At 68.4% G+C, this 18659-nt stretch carries 20 protein-coding genes and 1 tRNA gene; 10 read left to right on the forward strand and 11 right to left on the reverse strand.

The features are described from left to right. Positions 1-66: 66 nt before the first annotated feature. The 3 genes from ACFY3L_RS30750 to ACFY3L_RS30760 all read left to right on the forward strand — a co-directional run bounded on the left by ACFY3L_RS30750 (position 67) and on the right by ACFY3L_RS30760 (position 1605). Positions 67-435: a hypothetical protein gene (locus ACFY3L_RS30750; protein ID WP_389331706.1), complete on the forward strand. Its 369-nt coding sequence runs from the start codon at positions 67-69 to the stop codon at positions 433-435. A 28-nt stretch (positions 436-463) separates the two neighbouring features. Then, positions 464-925: a hypothetical protein gene (locus tag ACFY3L_RS30755; RefSeq protein WP_389331709.1), complete on the forward strand. Its 462-nt coding sequence runs from the start codon at positions 464-466 to the stop codon at positions 923-925. 341 nt (positions 926-1266) lie between these two features. Continuing rightward, a complete protein-coding gene (locus ACFY3L_RS30760) occupies positions 1267-1605 on the forward strand; it encodes a VOC family protein (RefSeq protein ID WP_389331712.1) in 339 nt (112 codons plus the stop codon). A 750-nt stretch (positions 1606-2355) separates the two neighbouring features. On the opposite strand, the gene ACFY3L_RS30765 is transcribed toward ACFY3L_RS30760, so the two are convergent. The 4 genes from ACFY3L_RS30765 to ACFY3L_RS30780 form a co-directional block, all read right to left on the reverse strand. Further along, a complete protein-coding gene (locus ACFY3L_RS30765) occupies positions 2356-2997 on the reverse strand; it encodes a hypothetical protein (RefSeq protein WP_389331715.1) in 642 nt (213 codons plus the stop codon). 46 nt (positions 2998-3043) lie between these two features. Then, positions 3044-4351, reverse strand: coding sequence for a hypothetical protein (locus ACFY3L_RS30770; RefSeq protein ID WP_389331718.1), 1308 nt, complete (start codon positions 4349-4351; stop codon positions 3044-3046). A gap of 3 nt (positions 4352-4354) precedes the next feature. Continuing rightward, complete coding sequence (locus tag ACFY3L_RS30775) at positions 4355-5092, reverse strand: ATP-binding cassette domain-containing protein (RefSeq protein ID WP_389331721.1); 738 nt, start codon at positions 5090-5092, stop codon at positions 4355-4357. A 387-nt stretch (positions 5093-5479) separates the two neighbouring features. Then, positions 5480-5809, reverse strand: coding sequence for a hypothetical protein (locus ACFY3L_RS30780; RefSeq protein WP_389331724.1), 330 nt, complete (start codon positions 5807-5809; stop codon positions 5480-5482). 253 nt (positions 5810-6062) lie between these two features. On the opposite strand from ACFY3L_RS30780, the gene ACFY3L_RS30785 reads away from it, so the two are divergent. The 3 genes from ACFY3L_RS30785 (at position 6063) to ACFY3L_RS30795 (ending at position 7420) form a co-directional block, all read left to right on the forward strand. Further along, positions 6063-6272 (forward strand): hypothetical protein, encoded by a 210-nt coding sequence (locus ACFY3L_RS30785; RefSeq protein WP_389331727.1) that lies wholly within the window; start codon positions 6063-6065, stop codon positions 6270-6272. Positions 6273-6448: 176 nt separating this feature from the next. Then, a complete protein-coding gene (locus tag ACFY3L_RS30790; RefSeq protein WP_389331730.1) occupies positions 6449-6604 on the forward strand; it encodes a hypothetical protein in 156 nt (51 codons plus the stop codon). A 309-nt stretch (positions 6605-6913) separates the two neighbouring features. After that, on the forward strand, positions 6914-7420 hold the full coding sequence (locus ACFY3L_RS30795) for a tyrosine-type recombinase/integrase (RefSeq protein WP_389331733.1): 507 nt from the start codon (positions 6914-6916) through the stop codon (positions 7418-7420). A gap of 37 nt (positions 7421-7457) precedes the next feature. Here ACFY3L_RS30795 and ACFY3L_RS30800 read toward each other — a convergent pair. Beyond that, positions 7458-7529, reverse strand: a tRNA-Lys gene (locus ACFY3L_RS30800). A 67-nt stretch (positions 7530-7596) separates the two neighbouring features. Next, positions 7597-8031, reverse strand: coding sequence for a GNAT family N-acetyltransferase (locus ACFY3L_RS30805; protein WP_389331736.1), 435 nt, complete (start codon positions 8029-8031; stop codon positions 7597-7599). Positions 8032-8060: 29 nt separating this feature from the next. Between ACFY3L_RS30805 and ACFY3L_RS30810 the strand changes: the two genes are divergently transcribed. Beyond that, complete coding sequence (locus ACFY3L_RS30810) at positions 8061-8915, forward strand: hypothetical protein (protein ID WP_389331739.1); 855 nt, start codon at positions 8061-8063, stop codon at positions 8913-8915. Between the two features lie 42 nt (positions 8916-8957). On the opposite strand, the gene ACFY3L_RS30815 is transcribed toward ACFY3L_RS30810, so the two are convergent. Beyond that, positions 8958-9317, reverse strand: a complete 360-nt coding sequence (locus ACFY3L_RS30815; RefSeq protein WP_389331742.1) for a hypothetical protein — start codon at positions 9315-9317, stop codon at positions 8958-8960. 123 nt (positions 9318-9440) lie between these two features. Between ACFY3L_RS30815 and ACFY3L_RS30820 the strand changes: the two genes are divergently transcribed. Both ACFY3L_RS30820 and ACFY3L_RS30825 read left to right on the forward strand, forming a co-directional pair. Next, the gene (locus tag ACFY3L_RS30820; protein ID WP_389331745.1) at positions 9441-9947 is read left to right on the forward strand and encodes a DinB family protein; all 507 of its coding nucleotides are present in this window, start codon (positions 9441-9443) and stop codon (positions 9945-9947) included. A gap of 98 nt (positions 9948-10045) precedes the next feature. Further along, on the forward strand, positions 10046-11380 hold the full coding sequence (locus ACFY3L_RS30825; RefSeq protein WP_389331748.1) for an NAD(P)/FAD-dependent oxidoreductase: 1335 nt from the start codon (positions 10046-10048) through the stop codon (positions 11378-11380). A gap of 58 nt (positions 11381-11438) precedes the next feature. Here the strand turns inward: ACFY3L_RS30825 and ACFY3L_RS30830 are convergent, their stop codons facing one another. Together ACFY3L_RS30830 and ACFY3L_RS30835 are read right to left on the reverse strand one after the other, a co-directional pair. After that, on the reverse strand, positions 11439-12560 hold the full coding sequence (locus ACFY3L_RS30830) for a glycoside hydrolase family 19 protein (protein WP_389331751.1): 1122 nt from the start codon (positions 12558-12560) through the stop codon (positions 11439-11441). Between the two features lie 305 nt (positions 12561-12865). Then, positions 12866-13513: a hypothetical protein gene (locus ACFY3L_RS30835; protein ID WP_389331755.1), complete on the reverse strand. Its 648-nt coding sequence runs from the start codon at positions 13511-13513 to the stop codon at positions 12866-12868. 582 nt (positions 13514-14095) lie between these two features. Here ACFY3L_RS30835 and ACFY3L_RS30840 point away from each other — a divergent pair. Next, on the forward strand, positions 14096-15694 hold the full coding sequence (locus ACFY3L_RS30840; RefSeq protein ID WP_389331758.1) for an alpha/beta hydrolase: 1599 nt from the start codon (positions 14096-14098) through the stop codon (positions 15692-15694). Between the two features lie 82 nt (positions 15695-15776). Here the strand turns inward: ACFY3L_RS30840 and ACFY3L_RS30845 are convergent, their stop codons facing one another. Beyond that, the gene (locus ACFY3L_RS30845) at positions 15777-16829 is read right to left on the reverse strand and encodes an OmpA family protein (protein ID WP_389331761.1); all 1053 of its coding nucleotides are present in this window, start codon (positions 16827-16829) and stop codon (positions 15777-15779) included. Next, positions 16829-18658, reverse strand: coding sequence for a helix-hairpin-helix domain-containing protein (locus ACFY3L_RS30850; protein WP_389331764.1), 1830 nt, complete (start codon positions 18656-18658; stop codon positions 16829-16831). The genes ACFY3L_RS30845 and ACFY3L_RS30850 overlap by 1 nt, the downstream gene beginning before the upstream one ends. Position 18659 lies beyond the last annotated feature (1 nt).

An 18659-nucleotide genomic window follows, 5' to 3' on the forward strand; every position in this document is an offset into this window, starting at 1 on the left:
TGGGCCTGGGGGTGGAGGCGAAACCATACAACTGGCATCGAGGAAGCCCCATAGTCCGTTCGGACGTTGATGATCACCGAAACAGCGCTCCGCTTCCGGGCCGAACGCTGCGAGATCTGCGGCACGTGGACGAACATCGATGTGCACCACGTCCGCCGGCTCGCGCGGTTCACCGAGCAGCGCCGGACCGTCGAGCGGTGGCTGCGTTACTGGTTGACAACCCGTACCAGCCAGGCAGCGCGTCGAGGCGTGGCAGGATCACGGCGTCCGGGCGCCTGTCGCCGTGTGGACCGCCGAACACCTAGCCGCGTTTCTCTCGACGACGTCGCCGCCGACCGCCTCTACGCCCTGCGGTGGCTGATCGCCCTGCGCGACAGCGCAGAGCGTGCGGTGAAGCGCATCGACGCAACGAACGGGGGATCTCATGGGAGTTGACCACTACTGGAGAAGGACGTCGGCGGAAGTGATCAGTAGCTACAGCCCTGAACAGCTCTGGAACCTGGTCCCATCCGAGGGCAGCGACCTGTTCCGCAGTGAACAGCGTCAGGGGGTCGTGGTCTGCGCCGAGGACACCGGCGACTTGATGAAAGCACTGATCCGCTTCGGGGTGACCGACGCATCCCAGGCTCCGGCCGCGGCGCTGTTCAGACGTCTACCACGGGACTGGGACGAGGCATGCCTGGTTGGCACCATGCCTCCGGATGACGTGCGTCAGGTGGCGACATTTTTCGCTGAGGCCCCACTTGACCGCTGGGTCGAGGAACATCGTGCCGCGCTCGACGCCGAGATCGTGGAGTTGGGATGGGGAGGATGGGGAGCGGAGGCTTGGATGCCGCAGCTGCGCAGAGATGCACAGGCAGTCGCGGAGCTCTTCCACGCCGCCGCCGCCAGCGGTGAAGCGGTCATCGTCAAGATTGACGCATAGCGCCAGGCCAGCGTGACCTGAGCCCCGCCGTATACCCGTCATCCACCCGCCCGGGAACGGGCCGGCGCCGGGGCTGCCCACGTGAGTACGGACCATAGCAAGTCGGGTTGTGCGCACACGAACGATCACCGTTCGGTTGCTATGCATGGCTAGGGCGCGTGTATCGAAAGCGCTGGTCACGGCCACCCGTTGCGCCGAGGCAGGGGGTAAACCGCTACTTCAGCGGTGGATGTGGCGAGTACGGTGTGGCTGTGGGCCGGTGATCGCGTGTAGCGGCGGCTAATGGAGACAGACGCGCGGACACGAAGGAGCGAATGGTGCCAGGCGCTGTACTGCGAGGGGTGACTCTGGACTGTGCCGACCCGCAGACGCTGGCGGGCTTCTACGGTGCATTGACCGGGATGCGCGAGCTCTTCAGTACGGACGAGTTCGTCGCTCTGACGGACGACTCCGGCTGTGATCTGGGATTCCAGCGGGTTGACGGATACCGGGCTCCGCAGTGGCCGGGTCAGGACGTGCCACAACAGTTCCACCTGGATTTCCGCGCTGACGACCTCGATGTGATGGAAGAGCTGGCGCTGGAACTCGGCGCGGCCAAACCGGCCCATCAGCCCGGCGACGGACGCTGGCGGGTACTCCTGGATCCGGCTGGCCACCCCTTCTGCCTGACGTCTTCCTGACATCTCCGCCGTTGACAGGTATCCCCCGTCAGACGCCGTAGCAGTGATCCGGGGCGCGGTGTGCCGCCCGCATGGCTACGCCCCCGGCGCCCGAGGTCCCGCCTCAAGACGGCAGAGCAGGCGCTCGCCGCACCGGCTCTGACCTGCACATCTGGTGGGCCGCCAGGGACTCGAATCCTGAACCTACGGATTAAAAATCCGAATTTCGCATATTTAGATACTTCCAGACGGTAACGGAGCATCGTCCGTGTTGAGTCTATAACCGTCCCGGTACATCCGCACTGGTCCAGGCGCTGTTGACGCTGCGTACCAAGCCCCCGAGTTGGCACCTCGGGGGCTTTCCTTTTCCGTCCGTGTGCGTCCGTCCAGGTTGGTGAACATCCGAGCACCCACGGAGCAACCCGCGATCACCAACCGGCCGGCCGCGGATGTGTCGGCGACGACCACGACCCCGAGCCAGCGCGCCTCGGACAGCGGCATGTGCGCGATCCACCTCGTCCGCTCACTCACCGACGGTGGTCTGAGACCGCGTGCCGACGGGGGTGCACTCGCGCTGCTGCCGTCCGATCCCGACCCGGATCAGTGCCTCATCCGGCTGAAGGAGAAGGGCGAGACGGTCCGTTGGCAACCGGTCTCACTGACGCACCCCGCCGGCCCCGGTCCGGCGTCCCAGTGGCGCGGCCTGGGTGGCTGCCCCCGCCGACGACCGCCGACGATCTCCGACGATCTCCGCGTCGGGCGTGTTCGCCGTCAGCCGGTGCGATCGGTGACGCGCCGGTCCTTCGAGGCCGCGGCTGCCGGCGCAGCGATCCGCCGTCTGACCAGGTTGGTGAGATGCCGCCAGCGCCACTTGCTAAACACGTAGGTCGTCGCGCCGAAGGCGGCGAGACATCCGACCACCACCCAGGATCCCGGGTTGGCGGGGGGCAGGGAGGTGAAGTCCCACCAGCGGTAACCGGTGCTTCCGTGGCCCCAATACACGACCACGGGCAGCACGGCGAGGGGCCCGACCCAACCGGCCTTCCAGCCCAGAATCCGCCCACTGGCCAACGCGATGCCCATCCATCCGACAATGCCGCGGAGGATCAGGAGCGCGGTCGGGCCGTTGAACGTGACCCAACAGGTCACCGTGAACAGGGTCACGCAGGCGACGATGTTGACCAGCAGGACGAGGAGCTCGACCTGCCGCCAGTTCTTGCCGGTGGCCGCCTCCATCTCGCCGAACGGACTCTGACTGAACAGGATCGGCCCGAACGTCACCCCCACCGCAAGGAACCGCCAGCCCGGCACGCCCAGGATCCCGCCCCGCACTCCCTCGCTGGGCGCGGGGAACAGGAACGCGCCGACGAGCGGTACACACGCGCACAGCACTGCGGTCAGGACCAGGGCCATCCACGAACGGCGGGAACGGACGAAGAGTCGGAGCGGTGTGCGCGCGTCATCGGCAAGATGCACCGTTGTAATCCTTGATGACGGTGGCGGCCCAGGACAGTTGCGCAGCGATGTCGCCGCTGTTGGCGCGGTCGATCGCACGCGATGCGATCGCCTTGCGTTCGGCAGCGGCGCTGGTGTGGTAGTCGGGTCGCCCGCCGCCTGCCAGGTATGCCTCGAGCCAGTCCTGCAACTCGGTCACGGTGTCGTTCAACTGCTGGCCCTTGGTGGCGACGTCGCCCTCGCAGAAGGTCAGGCTGTTCTTCACGGTTTCCACCGCGATCGGCCCAGAGACCGACCAGATGCTTCCTTCCGTCAGGATGAAGTACGGCAGGTGGTCGGTCGTGAGATCCACATTCCGGGAGTCGGTCGAGAACGGGCGGAAACTGAGACCGTATTCGTCGAAGTGGGGTGGGATCTTGAGTTCGGGTGGGAGTCGCTCGGCACGATCGATGATCCCCGACACCATGGCGCGATATTTCTCATGCGCGGGCCACAGGCAGATCACCACCCGCTGAGCGCCTTGGCACAGGGCTGCCGTCGTGGGCTGCCGGGCGGTGATCGGGTTGCCGAGCATCGCCGCGAACAGCAGCAGGAACACCGCCACCGCGGAGGTCAGCACGAGGGGTCGCGAACGGCGGGGGACGGATTCCGCGCCACTGGCGACGGCCCGGGTGGCGGAGTCCATGGAGGGAACCATGACAGCCACAGCGACCAGCGCCAGCGCGGCCAGAAGCCGCACCACCATGGTCAGTTCGTCGACCTGCTCGTACACGGGGCCGCTGAGCACGGTGAGCGCTAAGGACTGCCCGAGATACGTGGCCACGATGAACCAGGACAGGCCCGCCACCGCAGCCGCGAACCGGCCCGACAGCCACTTCCCGATCACGTGCCCGAACGCCACCGACAGGACCGTCACCACCAGCCCCATCAGCAGGTATCCCGCCCACATGCCGAAGCCAGGCGGATTGGTCCGGACCGTGAACGCGACCGCGACCGCTTGCACGGCCAGGGAGACCACGGCGAAATAGAACAGCGCCCCGACCACGCCGGACAGTTCCCGGCGCCATCGTGGCAGCGCGGACGCCAACGTCTGCTCGACGGTGCCGTGCCGTGCCGTGCTGCCGACCGACCAGGCAGCCGCAGCGGCACTGAGCCCGCTGACCAGGAGCGCCGGGATCTGGGCCGCCGCTGATGTCTCGGACCACACTCCGATCCAGTACCGGTCGCGCACCAGCAGCACCGCGAGGCTGGCCACCAGGGCGAACGGGACGAACCATCGGACCGGGCTACGCCGCAGCGTCAGGAACCACATGCTCTACCGCTCCCGATGGTCGGCGAGAAGTGTCGTGTAGGCGCGCTCCAAGGGAGTGTTTCCCGGACTGGACGGGTCGCCTTCCCGGCTGAGTTCGTCCTTGGTCCCCTGGAATCGGATCGCTCCGGCGTCGAGCACAATGATGTGATCTGCGATGGCGTCCACGTCGTCGGTCAGGTGCGTGCTCAGCAGGATCACCGCGTTGTTCTGCTGAGCGATGACGCTCCGGAAATGGATCCGCTGCAACGGATCGAGGCCGACCGTCGGTTCATCCAGGATGACGAGGGAAGGGTTTCCGACGATGGCCCAGGCGATACCCGCCCGTTGGATCATCCCGCCGGACATCTTGCGCATCTTCACGTGCTTCTTGTCGACCAGCCCCACCTTTTCGATGGCCTCGTCGACCGCCGCCGCCCGCTCGTTTCGAGGCAGCCCGCGGGCCCAGGCCGCATAGTAGACGAATTCGGACGCGGTCATCCCGGGGTCGAACCCGAATCGCTGTGGAAGATAGCCGATGTGGCGCCGTATCTCATTGAGTGCTTCGAACTTCAGCTCGAGGCCGTCGAGGCAGATCACGCCGCGACGCGGCGGGATCACGGTGGCCAACGTGCGCAGGAGTGTGGTCTTTCCTGCACCGTTCGGCCCCAACAGTGCATGCAGTCCGTACTCCATGTTCAGGGTGATGTCGTCGATAACCGAGTTACCGCCGTAGCCCTGACTTACGTTCGTTACACTCAGCATTCAGGAGGCCATTTCTTGCGTGCGTCGTGACACTGACTTCCGTGGTTATCGCGCAGGATTCCGCTTGGCGGAGTATAGCGGCACCTGTTCGGCCGCGGGTGCCCGACACTCCCGGAGCGGATCGGCACGCCGCGATGAACTCCCGGCCCGACTTGCGTTTCGGGAAGCTGATCAGGGCCGATCGAATCTACGTACGCGGTCTGATCGACGGGCGGCTACATGCTTGATAGCCGCCCTCCGGCGTCCATGAACCCCGTTCAAGCATAATTATTTGCGCATGAACGCCGAAGGCCGGCCCTACACCGATTGACCGCGAAGGAGCATGCCGGTGCCGTCCGGATTCATCTCACGGAACGCCGACGCCGGCGATCCGCTCGACGGTCCGATTTAGCGGCGGATGTACCCGGTGTTGATACCGTAGATGCAGTTGCTGTACCCGGGCACCGTGTCCGTGCTGTTGGTTGAACGCGTGACGTTCATCGACCGGTCCGGAATTTCGGGCGCGCTGCAGTCGACAATCGACGTGTAGTTGCCGGAAACGCTCGCACCGGGCGCGTCGCACTTCTGCGCCCAAGCGGTGTTCCACCACTGCGTGTAGCAGTTGTTCACCTTGCCCGAGGTGCCGGCGGCGAAGGCGGCCGGCGTGGCAACCATGAACGCAGCGAGAGTGAGCGCCGAGAGGGCGCTGACTTTTACCACTGATTTCCGTGCAGCCATGTACGAGTCCCCTATCTCGACAGCTTGAACGTAGCGGAACAGTGCATCGGCGAAAGCTTATCTATCAATCTCCATTACAAACCGTGACCACGCATCGTTTAGATTCAATTTCACTCATACTGTTGGGTGGCGGTACTTACCGGAAGTCCCCGATGCTACGTCCGCCCGCTCTTGTTGCCATCCCCACCCACGTTCCACGGTTGAGCGGCGGTTCTAGGCGCGGACGGTGGTGAGCCGCAGGTCATCGTTTCGGGTGCCTGGGACCGACCTGATTCTGGCCATGTCGCGCCGGCTGTTTGCCGCCTGCGAGCAGCTCGCCGCGACCGATCACGCGCTCGCGGCAGCGGTCGCGAGCGAAGCGCCGATGCCGCGCGGTGACACTGACGTCGAGGACGCGCGGCTGGCGGAGGTCGAATGGGACAGCGGGCGGGCCCGCCAGGGTGGGCTGCACCGGCAGCGGTAACGCCAGGAGCGGCGGGCCCTCGCCTGCCGGGTCAGGTCCGGCTTCGATCGCGGTGCGCAGGCCCGGTGGGAGGATCTCATCGACACCCGGCCGGACACGCTCGACGAGCCGCCGGCCGGGTACCTCGGGGCGGCCACGGCGGACACCCACCTCGCGGTATCGACGAACCTCGCGTCGTGCACGTCCAAGCGATGTTCGACGCGATCACCGACCGCAACACCGAGGTAGACCTCGCCCGGCAGGGCGACGACCCTGCGGTCCGAGCCGGCGCCAAGGGGCTGCGGATCACCGGGCCGGCGACGATGCACCGCATCCGCGCGACGCCTACGTAAGGCGCTCGACGACGCTATCCGCACCCACCGGCTGATTTGCGTTCAACCCGGCCGCCCCGTCGAACTGCCGTCCGGGAACGCCCTAAAGCGAAGGTATGGACGAAAGCCGCGATCGCGCAATGGCGGGCCACCAGGGAACGGCCGAGCAAGATCATGGTGCACCATCACCTTCTCCGAGCAGGTCACCACCGTCGGCTACCGGGCCGTGCGGAAGAAGGCCAAGAGCGACGCAGGCGACCGCACCCTCGCCCTCGACGTCGCCTCAATCGCCGCCCTCACCGAGTGCAAGGCGATGCGCGACCGTTGGCAGTGGCGTCCGGCGACGAATGGCCCGACAGCGGCGACTTCATCGTCAAATCCGACGGCACCCCATGGCATCCCGACCACGTCAGCGAACGCTTCGAAGAACTCGTCGAAGCCGCCGAACTGCCACCGATCCGCCTCCATGACCTGCGGCACCGCGCCGCCACCTACCTCAAGGCCACCGGCGCCGACCTCAACGACATCAATGAGACTCTCGGCCACTCCTCGATCACCATCACGTCCGACACCTACACCTCCGTCATCCAGGAACTTGAGACGGAACGGGCCAAAGCCGACGCCGCCGCCGCGCTCGTCCCGCGAGCGGCACGTACCGAACCAACGTGGCAACGTCACCCCACTACGGCAGCGCAGCAAGACCAGCACGTGCGGCAAGTCACCGAACCGGCGGACACGCCCAACGCAGACCGAGACCGCAACAGCGTGACATTGCGACCACGTCCAGTAGGCGAACCGAGCAACTCCGGAGCAATTCCGAGCGACTCAATCGAATAATGTAACCATGATACCTGCGTTTCCGCAGGTCAGAGGGTGGGCCGCCAGGGACTCGAACCCTGAACCTACGGATTAAAAGTCCGCAGCTCTGCCATTGAGCTAGCAGCCCGCGCAGACAGGTTACCCTGTCGGGCCGGTGTGGCACGCACGTGTTTCCACCCGGATGACGTGGCAGGTCAGAGGGGGATCTGGTACAGGATGAAGCCGCGGTTGACGGCTACCTGGTCGTACAGGCGGCGGGCGGTCGCGTTGGTGTGGTGGGTCGACCAGTAGACGCGGTTGCAGCGGCGGGCGCGGGCCCAGTCGGTGACGGCGGCGATCAGCGCGGTGGCGACGCCCTGGCCGCGGGCCGACGGGGCGGTGAAGAGGTCCTGCAGGTAGCAGACGTCGTCGGTGGTGGTGCTCGCGTGGACGAGGAAGTGCGCGATGCCGACGAGCTGGCCGTCGAGCTTGGCGCCGAGGGCGTGGATGCGGGTGTCCTCCTGGAAGCCCGCCCACGCGGCGTCGAAGCGGTCCGGGGGCAGGACGCGCTCGTAGAAGGTGTTGTACCCGGTGAAGAGGACCTCCCACGCGGCGCGGTCTTCCGCGTCGAGCGGTGCGACGGTGACCATGGGCAGACCCTACAGAAAGGCTGTCCGGCGTGGCGGTGACGGAGGATGCCGAGGAGACGATCACCGGGGAGCTGCGGCTGCTCGCGATGCTGCTCGGGGCGGTGCTCGGGACGTGGATCGCGTGGACGAGCCCGCAGCACGGGCACGAGCCGCGGTGGGTGCTGTTCGCGGTGCTGGCGGCGGTGCTCGGGGCGGCCAGCGGCGAGGCGTTCGGGTTCGGCGCGGCGCGGTGGCGGGACCTCGGCACGGTGCACCGGGTCCGGCTGTTCCACGTGCTGCACCTGGTGCTCGCGGCGGTGGCGGTGGCGGTCGGCCTGGTGGCGGCCACGCCGTTCGTGCTCGGCGAGCAGGGGCTGACGAGCCGCGGGCTGGCCCTGTCGGCGATCGCGATCTGCGGGGCGCTGCCGTCGGCGGCGACGCTCGGCGCGGTGCACCGGGTGGCCCGGCGCAGGATCGACGGGTCGCCGGGGCAGCAGCTCAACACCTTGTTGAGCCTGCGGCGGCTGGTGAGCCGCCTGCTCAACCAGCTCGGGTTCCTGGTGCTGCTCGTCACGCTCGTCAACGGCGCGGCCACGGGATGGGGTGCGGAGCTGCCGAAGGCGGCGGTGCTGTTCTCCGGGGCGGTCGCCTCGTTCGTCGTCGGCGTCATGTACGTGCCGGCGAGCACGACGTTGCGCCGCCGGTGCGCGCTGTTCGTCGACCGGCACTTCCCGCTCACGGATGTGGCGCTGGACGACCTGGTGGACAAGGCCGAGGAGCGGTCGAAGCTGGAGAAGCTGCTCGGCATCGACCAGACGACGTTCGGGGAGCTGCGCAGCGGGCTGGTCATCATCAGCCCGTTCGTGGTGAGCGCCCTCGCCGCGCTCGTCCCCACCAAGTTCTGAACGTCAAAAAGGGGGCCCGAGGGCCCCCCTTTACAGAGCAGATCAGTTCGAGGCGAAGGTGCCCTCGGCGAACGCGGCGTCGAAGCGGGCCTGCAGGGCCTCGAGCTCGTGGAACTCGCTCGAGGACGCCGACTCGGAGCCCTCGGCGGCGAAGACGTGGTCGGTCTCGGCGGCCGAGTGGTCGTAGGAGGTGAAGTCCGACTCCTCGTACTGCACGCCGGTCGTCGGGTCGCTGTAGGAGACGTGGTGGCCCTGGTCGAAGCTGGTGCTCTCGGCCGAGGCGTGGTCCTGCTCGTACACGCCGAACTGCGAGTCGTAGTTGCTCTCGTTCGCGTCGACCTCGTGCAGCTGGTCGAGGGACTCGTGCTGCTCGCCGGTCTCGAACTCGCCGTACTCGCTCATGTCATTCCCCTTTGTGAAAGCTGGCGTTTATGTGGTGTTCGCTGTGTTCTTGCGATGTGCTGAACACTACGGACCTCCGAGAGAGGTCAAATCCCGAAAACGTGCCACGAGGAGAAGAGCGCCATGCGGGTGAACGAACTGCTCGTCGAGGGGTACGGGCGACTGCCTGACCTGGTCAGGGCCGCGGTCGAAGGGCTCAGCCCGGAGCAGCTGCGGTGGGCGCCGGCGCCCGGCGCGAACACGGTCGGATGGCTGGTCTGGCACCTCACGCGGGTCCAGGACGAGCACATCGCGGAGCGCATCAACGGCGCCGAGCAGCTGTGGGTGACCGGCGACTGGGCCCCGCGCTTCGGGCTGCGGCAGGACCAGCACGACACCGGCTACGGCCACACGGCCGCGCAGGTCCAGGCGGTACAGCCGGAAAGCGCCGACGTGTTGATCGGATACTTCGAAGCGGTGTCGGCGCGGACGATCGCGTGGCTGGAGAAGCTCACCGAAGAGGATCTCGACCAGATCGTCGACGAGCGGTGGGACCCGCCGGTGACGCTCGGGGTGCGGCTGGTCAGCGTCCTGGACGACGACACCCAGCACGCGGGCCAGGCGGCCTACGTGAGGGGACTGATTCCCTGACAGAGGGCCGTGAAACGTCATGGAGGACACACGGTCATCGCCCGCCAGGAGTGGTGTACTTGATCTGCACGATCCACACCCCCAATCGGGAGATGCAGATGGACGAGCGTGCACAAGGACGCCACCGCGTCGTGATCGTCGGCGCGGGCTTCGGCGGTCTGTTCGCCACGAAGGCGCTGAAGAACGCACCCGTCGACGTGACCCTGATCAACACCACCGCCTTTCACCTGTTCCAGCCGCTGCTGTACCAGGTGGCGACCGGCATCCTGTCAGAGGGCGAGATCGCGCCGCCGATCCGGGAGATCCTCAAGCGGCAGAGCAACGCGAAGGTGCTGCTCGGCACCGTCACCGAGATCGACCCGGAGGCGAGGGCCGTCACGGCGGTCGCGCCCACCGGGACCAGCTACACCGTGCCGTACGACTCGCTGATCGTCGCCGCCGGCGCGTCGCAGTCCTACTTCGGCAACGACGCGTTCGCCGAGCACGCGCCCGGCATGAAGAGCATCGACGACGCCCTGGAGCTGCGCGGGCGGATCTTCGGCGCGTTCGAGCTCGCCGAGCTGGAGACCGACCCGGCCGCGGTCGAGCGGTGGCTGACGTTCGTCGTGGTCGGCGCCGGCCCGACCGGCGTCGAGATGGCCGGCCAGATCGCCGAGCTCGCCCACCGGCACCTGCCGGGGCAGTACCGCAACATCGACCCGAAGCAGGCGCGGATCATCCTGGTCGACGCGCTCGACACGGTCTTGTCGACCTTCGGCGACCACCTGTCGACGAAGGCGCTGCGGCAGCTGCACACCATGGGCGTCGAGGTCGAGCTGGGCACGAAGGTCGTCGACGTCGACGAGACCGGCATCGAAGTCGAGACGGGCACCGGCCGGAAGCGGATCGAGTCGATGACGAAGATCTGGGCGGCGGGCGTGGCCGCGCCGTCGCTGTCGACGCAGCTGGCGAAGGCGACGGGCGCCTCGACCGACCGGGCCGGCCGGCTGGAGGTCAACCCGGACTGCACCGTGCCGGGCCACCCGGAGATCTTCGCGATCGGCGACATGATGTCGCTCAACCGGCTGCCGGGCGTCGCGCAGGTCGCGATCCAGAGCGGCCGCCACGCCGCCGGCCAGATCAGGAAGCGGCTCGCCGGCGAGGCGACCGGTCAGCCGTTCACGTACTTCGACAAGGGCAGCATGGCCACGATCTCCCGCTTCTCGGCGGTGGCGAGCGTCGGCAAGCTGCACTTCTCCGGGATCGTCGGCTGGTTCATGTGGCTCGCCGTGCACCTGCTCTACCTCGTCGGCTTCAAGCATCGGGTCACCGCGGTGCTGCACTGGTTCGTCAGCTTCGTCGGCCGCGGGCGCTCGGAGCGGGTCGCCACGTTCCAGCAGGTGTTCGCCCGGCGCGCGCTGCAGGAGTACCGCGAGCACCTGCACCTGCCGTGACCGTCGGACAAAGAGAAGGGCGCCCCACTCCCCGGGGCGCCCTCCTGGCCTTCAGCCACTAGCAGCTCAGCGAGCCCGCTCCCACGCCGACGCCGAGGATGCCGACGAAGCGCTGGTACGCCGCCACCCGGCTCTGCACCTGCGCCGGGTTGCGCCCGCCGCACTCGAGGCTGCCGTTGATGCTGCGGATCGTCTCGCCGAACCCGGCCCCGTTGACCATCGCGTTGTGCGGCGTCATCGTGCCCGGGCCGCTCTGGGTGTTCCAGTACCAGAGCGCCGTCTTCATCGCCACGGCCGGGTCGGTCTGCACGAGGTTCGGGTTGTGCAGCAGGTCGATGCCGAGCGCGTCACCGGCGGCCTTGTAGTTGAAGTTCCAGCTGAGCTGGATCGGCCCGCGGCCGTAGTACGCGGCCTGCCCGGCGGGGCACCCGTACGGCTGGCTCGCGTCGCAGTAGTGCGGGTAGTTCGCGGTGTTCTGCTCCACGATGTACACCAGGCCACCGGTCTCGTGGTTCACGTTCGCGAGGAACGCCGCCGCCTCCTGCTTCCGCACGGCGTCCGATCCCGTCTTCGCGAACGCCGGGTAGGCGCTCAGCGCCGCGACGAGGCCGTTGTACGTGTAGAAGGGGTTCCTGCTCGGGAACATCTGGTTGAACTGGGCCTCGCTGACGACGAACGCCCCGTTCGACGGCGGGTTCGTGGTCGGGTTCGGCGGCGGCGTCGTGCCGCCCCCTCCGCCGCCGTTGCAGGTGTACGGGTCCCAGTACCAGGTGCTGATCGTCGGGCTGTACCCCGGGTTGTCGTGCTCGGCGATGTAGTACTTGCCGTCGGTGAACTTCACGATGTCACCGGTCACGTAGTTGCGTCCCTGCACCCACGCCGGGAAGCTGCACCCGCCCGCGGACCCGGTCTGCGTCGGCGGCTGCGGCGTGCTCCCGCCGCACGACCCTTGGTCCTGCCACACCCCGGTGGTCCCGGGCGGCGCCTCGTTCTGCGTCCACCACTTGGCGAGGAAGTTGTGCCCGTTCCGCGACACCGTGGCACCGCCGGTGTATACGGCCGACGCCTGCCAGGCCGGCGAGCACGAAGCCGCCGACGCGGGCAGCATGTTGAAGACGGCGACGACGCCACCGACGACGGCGGTCGCGGCGAGCCCCGCCCACAGGCGCACTCTGGACACCAGATCACTTCCGTTCAGATCGACGCTGAGCCCCCATCCGACCAGCCATCGCCCCTGGTAGACAGCAAACACATCGATTTATGAAGAATCTTTACGGTTTCCCTAAGCTGACCTCCGGCCGGCAGTTGCTCCAGTTCCCCCCGATGACCCGGCAAGCCGGGAGGGACGCCGGCGGCTCCCGATCCACATCGTCACCGGCATCGCCTGCGCGGCGTGACCTGCTTGCCGGGTGATCCCCGATCGCTCCTCGACGCGGCGCGCAGCGGTCCTCCCGGGGGCGGACCGCTGCGGCCGGTCGGGCCTCCTCAGGCCTCCAGCAGCCACCACGCGATCGGGACGCCACCGGCGGGGGCGGCGGCGTTGAGGTGCAGGCGGAGCTCGCCGGTGGCCGGGTTCGGCACCGCCGCCTTGACCCACACGGCGGTGCTGCGCTGGGCGAGGGCGAGCGCCCGGGTCGAGGCGTAGACGTGCAGGCCGGTGACGGTCACGCTGCTCGCGCCGGCCGGCACGGTGGCGGTGCCGCTGCGGCTGAAGCGGGCCTGGCCGCGGACGGAGAGGGCGGTCTTGCTGAACTCGTCCGGTGCGGAGGCGACGACGCCGACGCCGCCGAGGTCGCCGGCGACGCCGATGACGCCGTAGCCGATGTCGCTGCGGCCGATGACGCCGTTTCCGTTGGAGGAGTACCCGACGACGCCCGCGTCGAAGCCGGTGGCCTCGACGGCGACGGTGGCGGTGTTGCGGACGTCGAGCGTGGCGGTGTCGGCGGTCGAGCGCAGGATGGTCGATCCGGCGCCGGCGTTGTTGTCGGCGCCCTGGAGGACCGGGTCGCCGGGTGCGGCGGCGGCCGGGCCGGCGGTGGTGACCGCGGCGGTGACCGCGGCCAGGCCACCGGCTCCCGCTCCGGTGAGGATGCCTCGGCGGCTGAGCCGGTTCGCTGGCTTCTGCTGGGCCATGACTGGTGCCTCCCTCGTGTCGTGGTCATCGCGACCCGTCCAGCATCGGGGCAGGAAAACCAGGACACGAGCGGCTATCCGTCTCCCATTCCGGTGAATAGCGGTTGCTTGATAATTCAAATACTCCAATGTAAATAATGCTCTTGGCGGCGCCGGAATCATTCTCTCCCTAACGATGTTCCGCCGCCGGCCAGGCATGGGAGGTGGCGGCCGAGCACCTCTCCCGCCTGGGGCGACGGGCTCGCCGCTGCGGACGGCGTGGCCGAGCCGCCCCACATCAGACAATTCCGATAGCGGCGCCGGTATCGCAACGTCGTCAATGTTCAATGCGACGTCTCGGGGACATGGCGGCCCACCGCACGAGCGGCGGCCGGCCGGCGCCGAGGCCCCTCGCTGCCGCACCGGCGGTCCGCCCCGACCCCGCTGCCAGGTCACCACCGGTGCGCGGGGCGAGTTTGCACGGGTGGAGGAAAGGGTTGCCGGTCTTCCGCGCGTCAGGCACGCCCGAAACGATCAGCGTGACATCGTTTGGCCCGAATCAATTGCCCGAAGACCCCCATTTGGGCAAATTTGGGAGGATCTGTGGAGCGAAAGACCGTGAAGGGGCTCGCCCTCTTCACCGCGGCGGCCACGGCGCTGGTCGTCGTCCCGGCGACCGGCGCCTCGGCCGCGCCAGGGGCGGACACGGCAGGGGCTGCCAAGATCACGTGGGGTCAGTGCGAGAGCCCGGGCCTGCAGCGGCGCGGTGCCGAGTGCGGCCTGCTCGACGTGCCGCTGGACTACAGCAAGCCCAACGGCAAGAAGATCCAGATCGCCGTCTCGCGGATCAAGGCGAAGGTCGCCGCGAAGGACTACCAGGGCGTCATGCTCGTCAACCCGGGCGGCCCCGGCGGCTCCGGGCTGACGCTGTCGGTGCTGGGCGAGTACGTCCCCAACGGCGCCGGCCAGGCGTACGACTGGATCGGCTTCGACCCGCGCGGCGTCGGCTCCAGTGTTCCCGCGCTGTCCTGCGACAACGACTACTTCAACGGTCCGCGTCCGGAGTACATCCCGTGGAACCAGAGCATCGAGAAGACCTGGCTCGACCGGTCCAAGAACTACGCCAAGGCCTGCGGTAAGGCCGGCGGCGAGCTGCTGGACCACATGACGACGGTGGACTCCGTCAACGACATGGAGTCGATCCGCAAGTCGCTCGGCGCCAGCCAGATCAACTTCTACGGCTTCTCGTACGGCACCTACCTCGGCCAGGTCTACGGCACGCTGCACCCGAAGCAGGTGCGCCGCATGGTGCTGGACGGCAACGTCGACGTGCGCAAGGTCTGGTACCAGGCGAACCTGGACCAGGACGTGAACTTCGAGCGCAACGAGCGCATCTGGTTCGACTGGGTCGCCAAGTACGACTCGGTCTACCACCTGGGCAAGACCGGCACCGAGGTGCAGCTGCGCTGGTACGCGGAGCAGAACAAGCTCCGCACCAAGCCGGCCGGCGGCGTGGTCGGCCCGGACGAGTTCGCCGACATCTTCCTCTACGCCGGCTACTACCAGTCGACGTGGCTGGAGCTGGCCGAGGCGTTCGCCGGCTGGGCCAACGACAAGAACACCGACCTCATCGTCGCGGCGTACGAGAACTACGTCGCCCCCGGCGACGACAACGGCTTCGCGGTCTACAACGCGGTGCAGTGCACCGACACCCAGTGGCCGCAGAGCTGGAGCACCTGGGAGCGCGACAACTGGCGCACGTTCCTCAAGGCGCCGTTCATGACCTGGGACAACGCCTGGTACAACGCGCCGTGCCTCTTCTGGCCCGGCAAGGTGTCCAAGCCGGTCAAGGTCGACGGCTCGAAGGTCCAGAGCGTGCTGTTCGTCGGCACGACGCTGGACGCGGCCACGCCGTTCGAGGGCAGCCTCGAGGCACGCCGCCGCTTCCCGAACGGCGCGCTGCTGGCGGAGGTCGGCCAGACCACGCACGCCAACTCGCTCAACGGCAACGAGTGCGTCGACAACGTGATCGCCGACTACCTCGCGACCGGCAAGCTGCCGGCCCGCAAGAAGGGCGACAAGGCCGACGCGACGTGCGACGCGCTGCCGCAGCCCGACCCGACCGCGGTCTCGCTGCAGGCGAAGTCGCTGCGGGCCGACAGCAGCGCGGTCCGCGCGCCGCTGTTCCCCGTGCACCACTGATCGCTGTTACCGAGAAGGGGGGCCGTTGTGGCCCCCCTTCTTCGTATTACTGCTGGCCTTCGTATTACTGCTGGCCTTCGTATTACTGCTGGACGATGAACTCGACCCGGCGGTTGATCGCCTTGGCGGCGTCGCTGGTGTCGGGGACCTTCGGGCGGGACTCGCCGAAGCCCTTCGAGGTCAGCCGCTCCGCCGCGATGCCCTGCGCGACCAGCGTGTCGAGGACCGTCTTGGCGCGGGCCTCGCTCAGCGTCTGGTTCCTCGCCTCGGTGCCGGTGCTGTCGGTGTGGCCCTCGATGCTGATCCGGATACTGGGGTTGGCCTTCAGGATCGACGCCACGTTGGCGACGACCGCCTGCCCCTGCGGGGTCAGCGTCGCGCTGTCGTTCTCGAACTCGACCGTCGGCAGTGCCACCAGCTGCGTCTGCACCTGCTCGGCCTTGGCCTCGCCGATCGCCAGCTCGTTGCGCACGATGCCGGTGACCTCGCGGGCCGCCTGCTCGGCCTGGTCCTTGACCGCCTGCGACACGACCGTGCCGGTCAGCGTCACCGTGCCGCCCTGCAGGTCGACGACCCCGGCCTTGGTCTCCTTGCCGAGCGCGACGAGCACCGGCGCCAGCGCGCCGAGCTTGACGCCGTCGGTGCTGCGCTTGGCGTCGACGGTCACCTCGTCGAGCACGTTCTCGCTGCCGAAGGCCGTCTTCACCGCGTCGGCGAGGGCCGATTTGGCGGCGTCGTCGGCGACTGTACCGGTGAGCGTCGCCTTCCCGGCGTCGACGAGCAACTTCACCGCGACCGGTGACGGCGGCACCTCGACCTTCGGTGGCGCGATCACCGTCACGACCCGCACGCCTTCCACGGCGCGGGAGACGTCCTCGGCCTTCTGCCGCTCGTCGGCGGAGCCGACGCGCACCGTGCCGTCCCGCCCCGTGAACGACACCTGGGCGTCGATCCCGGCGTTGCTCAGCGCGACCTTCGTGTGGTCGGTCAGCACGTTCTCGATGTGGTGCCGGAACGGCACCTCCATGCCCGCCGCGAGCGCGGCGAACCCGACCACGCCGGCCACGATCGGCACGACCGGGTTGACCCTGCGCAGCTCGTGCCGCACGGTCCGGGTCGTCGTCGTGCCCGCCATCAGGCGGACCCGGCGGCGCTGCCGGCCGTGCCGGTGGAGGAGGGTTTGGCGGTCGGCTCGCGGCCGGCGATCAGCCAGTCGGTCAGCTCCTTGAACTCCGTCTCCTTGCCCTCCGCGAGCAGGCGCGCCTGCCGGGCCCAGGTGACGATGCTCGGGGCGAACCGCAGGTTGGCCGCTTCGATCGCGGTGCGCAGCGTGTCCACGTCGGACTCGGCGAGCTTCACGTAGGTCCGGATCCCGGCGGCGATGAGCGCGGCCGACATCTTCGGGCCGATCCCCTCGATCCGCTGCAGGTTGTCCGGCGGCCCGTCGTCCACGGCCACCGCCGCGACGACCGGCTCCGGCGCGGCCTCCGCGACGGCGGCCGGCTCGGCGACCACGACCGGCTCCGGCTCTGCCGCCACGACCGGCTCCGGCTCCGGCTCCGGCGTGACCTCGGCAACCGGCTCGGGCGTGACCTCGGCGACCGGCTCGGGCTGCGGCTCGGGCTGCGGTTCGGGCTGCGGCTCCTGTACTGGCTCGGCCTCAGCGACAACCGGCTCCGGCGCCACGACCGGCTTCTTGGGGGTCGGCTCGCGACCGGCGACCAGGTAGTCCGTGAGCTCCTTGAAGGCCGCCTCGTCGCCGTCAGCGAGGAGACGCGCCTGACGGCTCCACGAACCAATGCTCGGTGCGAATCGCAGATTGGCGTTGGCGAGCGCGTCTTCCAAGGCGGACCGCTCGGCATCGGCCAATGCGGCATAGGTGGTGATGCCCGCCGCCTTCAACGCGGCGGCGATCTTGGGACCGATGCCTTCGATCCTGGCGAGGTCGTCCTCGGCCTTGGGCGCTTCCTCTGGCTCGGGTGCGTCCGCGAGGATCGGCGCCGTCGCGAACGCGGACTCGACGTCCGCGACCAGCTCGTCGTCCACAACGACCGGGTTATCCACAGCGGGCGTCTTGGCCAGAGCGACCGGCTCGGGTTCGGGAGTAGGTTCGGCTTCGATGACGCTTGCTTCTTCGGCGACCGGCTCGGGCTCCGCGACCGCGACGGGCGCCGGGTCCTCGACGACCGGGTCCCCTGCGGGGGGCTCGGCCGGCAGGGGCTCGGCTGCGGAAGCCACGACCGGCTCGGGGTCGGGGTCGGCAACCGGCTCGGGCTCCGCGACGGGCTCCGGCTCCGCGACGGGCTCCGGCTCCGCGACGGACTCCGGCTCCGCAACGGGCTCCGCGACATGCTCCGGCTGAGCGACCGGCTCCGCAACGGGCTCGGAATCGGCGACGGGCTCGAGACCGGCGACGGGCGCCGGCTCCGCAACGGGGTCCGAGACCGGCTCCGGCTCCGCAACGGGCTGCGCGACGGGCTCGGGATCGGCGACGGGCTCCGGCTGAGCGACCGGCTCCGCGACGGGCTCGGCCGGCACAGCGGCGACGAGGGGTTGGGGGGTCGCGGGTGAGGTGGTGGTTTCCTCGGAACGGATCCGGCGCACCTGACGGCCCCACCAGAGGTAGCCGACGAGCAGGCCGAGGAGGAACGCAACGATGATGAACAGCAGTGACTGGTTGATGAACCAGGTCACGACGGGCCTCCGGGGGGAAAGTGACCGACGCGTGATGGGGGAAGTTTGCGGGCAGCTTTCCATACCTCGATAGCTTCGCAACAGAGCCGGAAAGACGGCGCGACCTGCCGGTTCTGTTCGACCACGGCGGACGCGCCCGGAGCGCGGGAAAGCGTTGAGGAGCATTTGCGCTGATGAGAGGGCATGTGACGGCGCGTGACCTCCAGTACAGCGAAAAATCCGTGCAACCGTTGGTGTGGTGCCGATGGAAAGCTTGGTGCTGAAGCTCACG

It is taken from the genome of Dactylosporangium sp. NPDC000521, assembly GCF_042898305.1.
In the GTDB taxonomy this organism is placed as follows: domain Bacteria; phylum Actinomycetota; class Actinomycetes; order Mycobacteriales; family Micromonosporaceae; genus Dactylosporangium.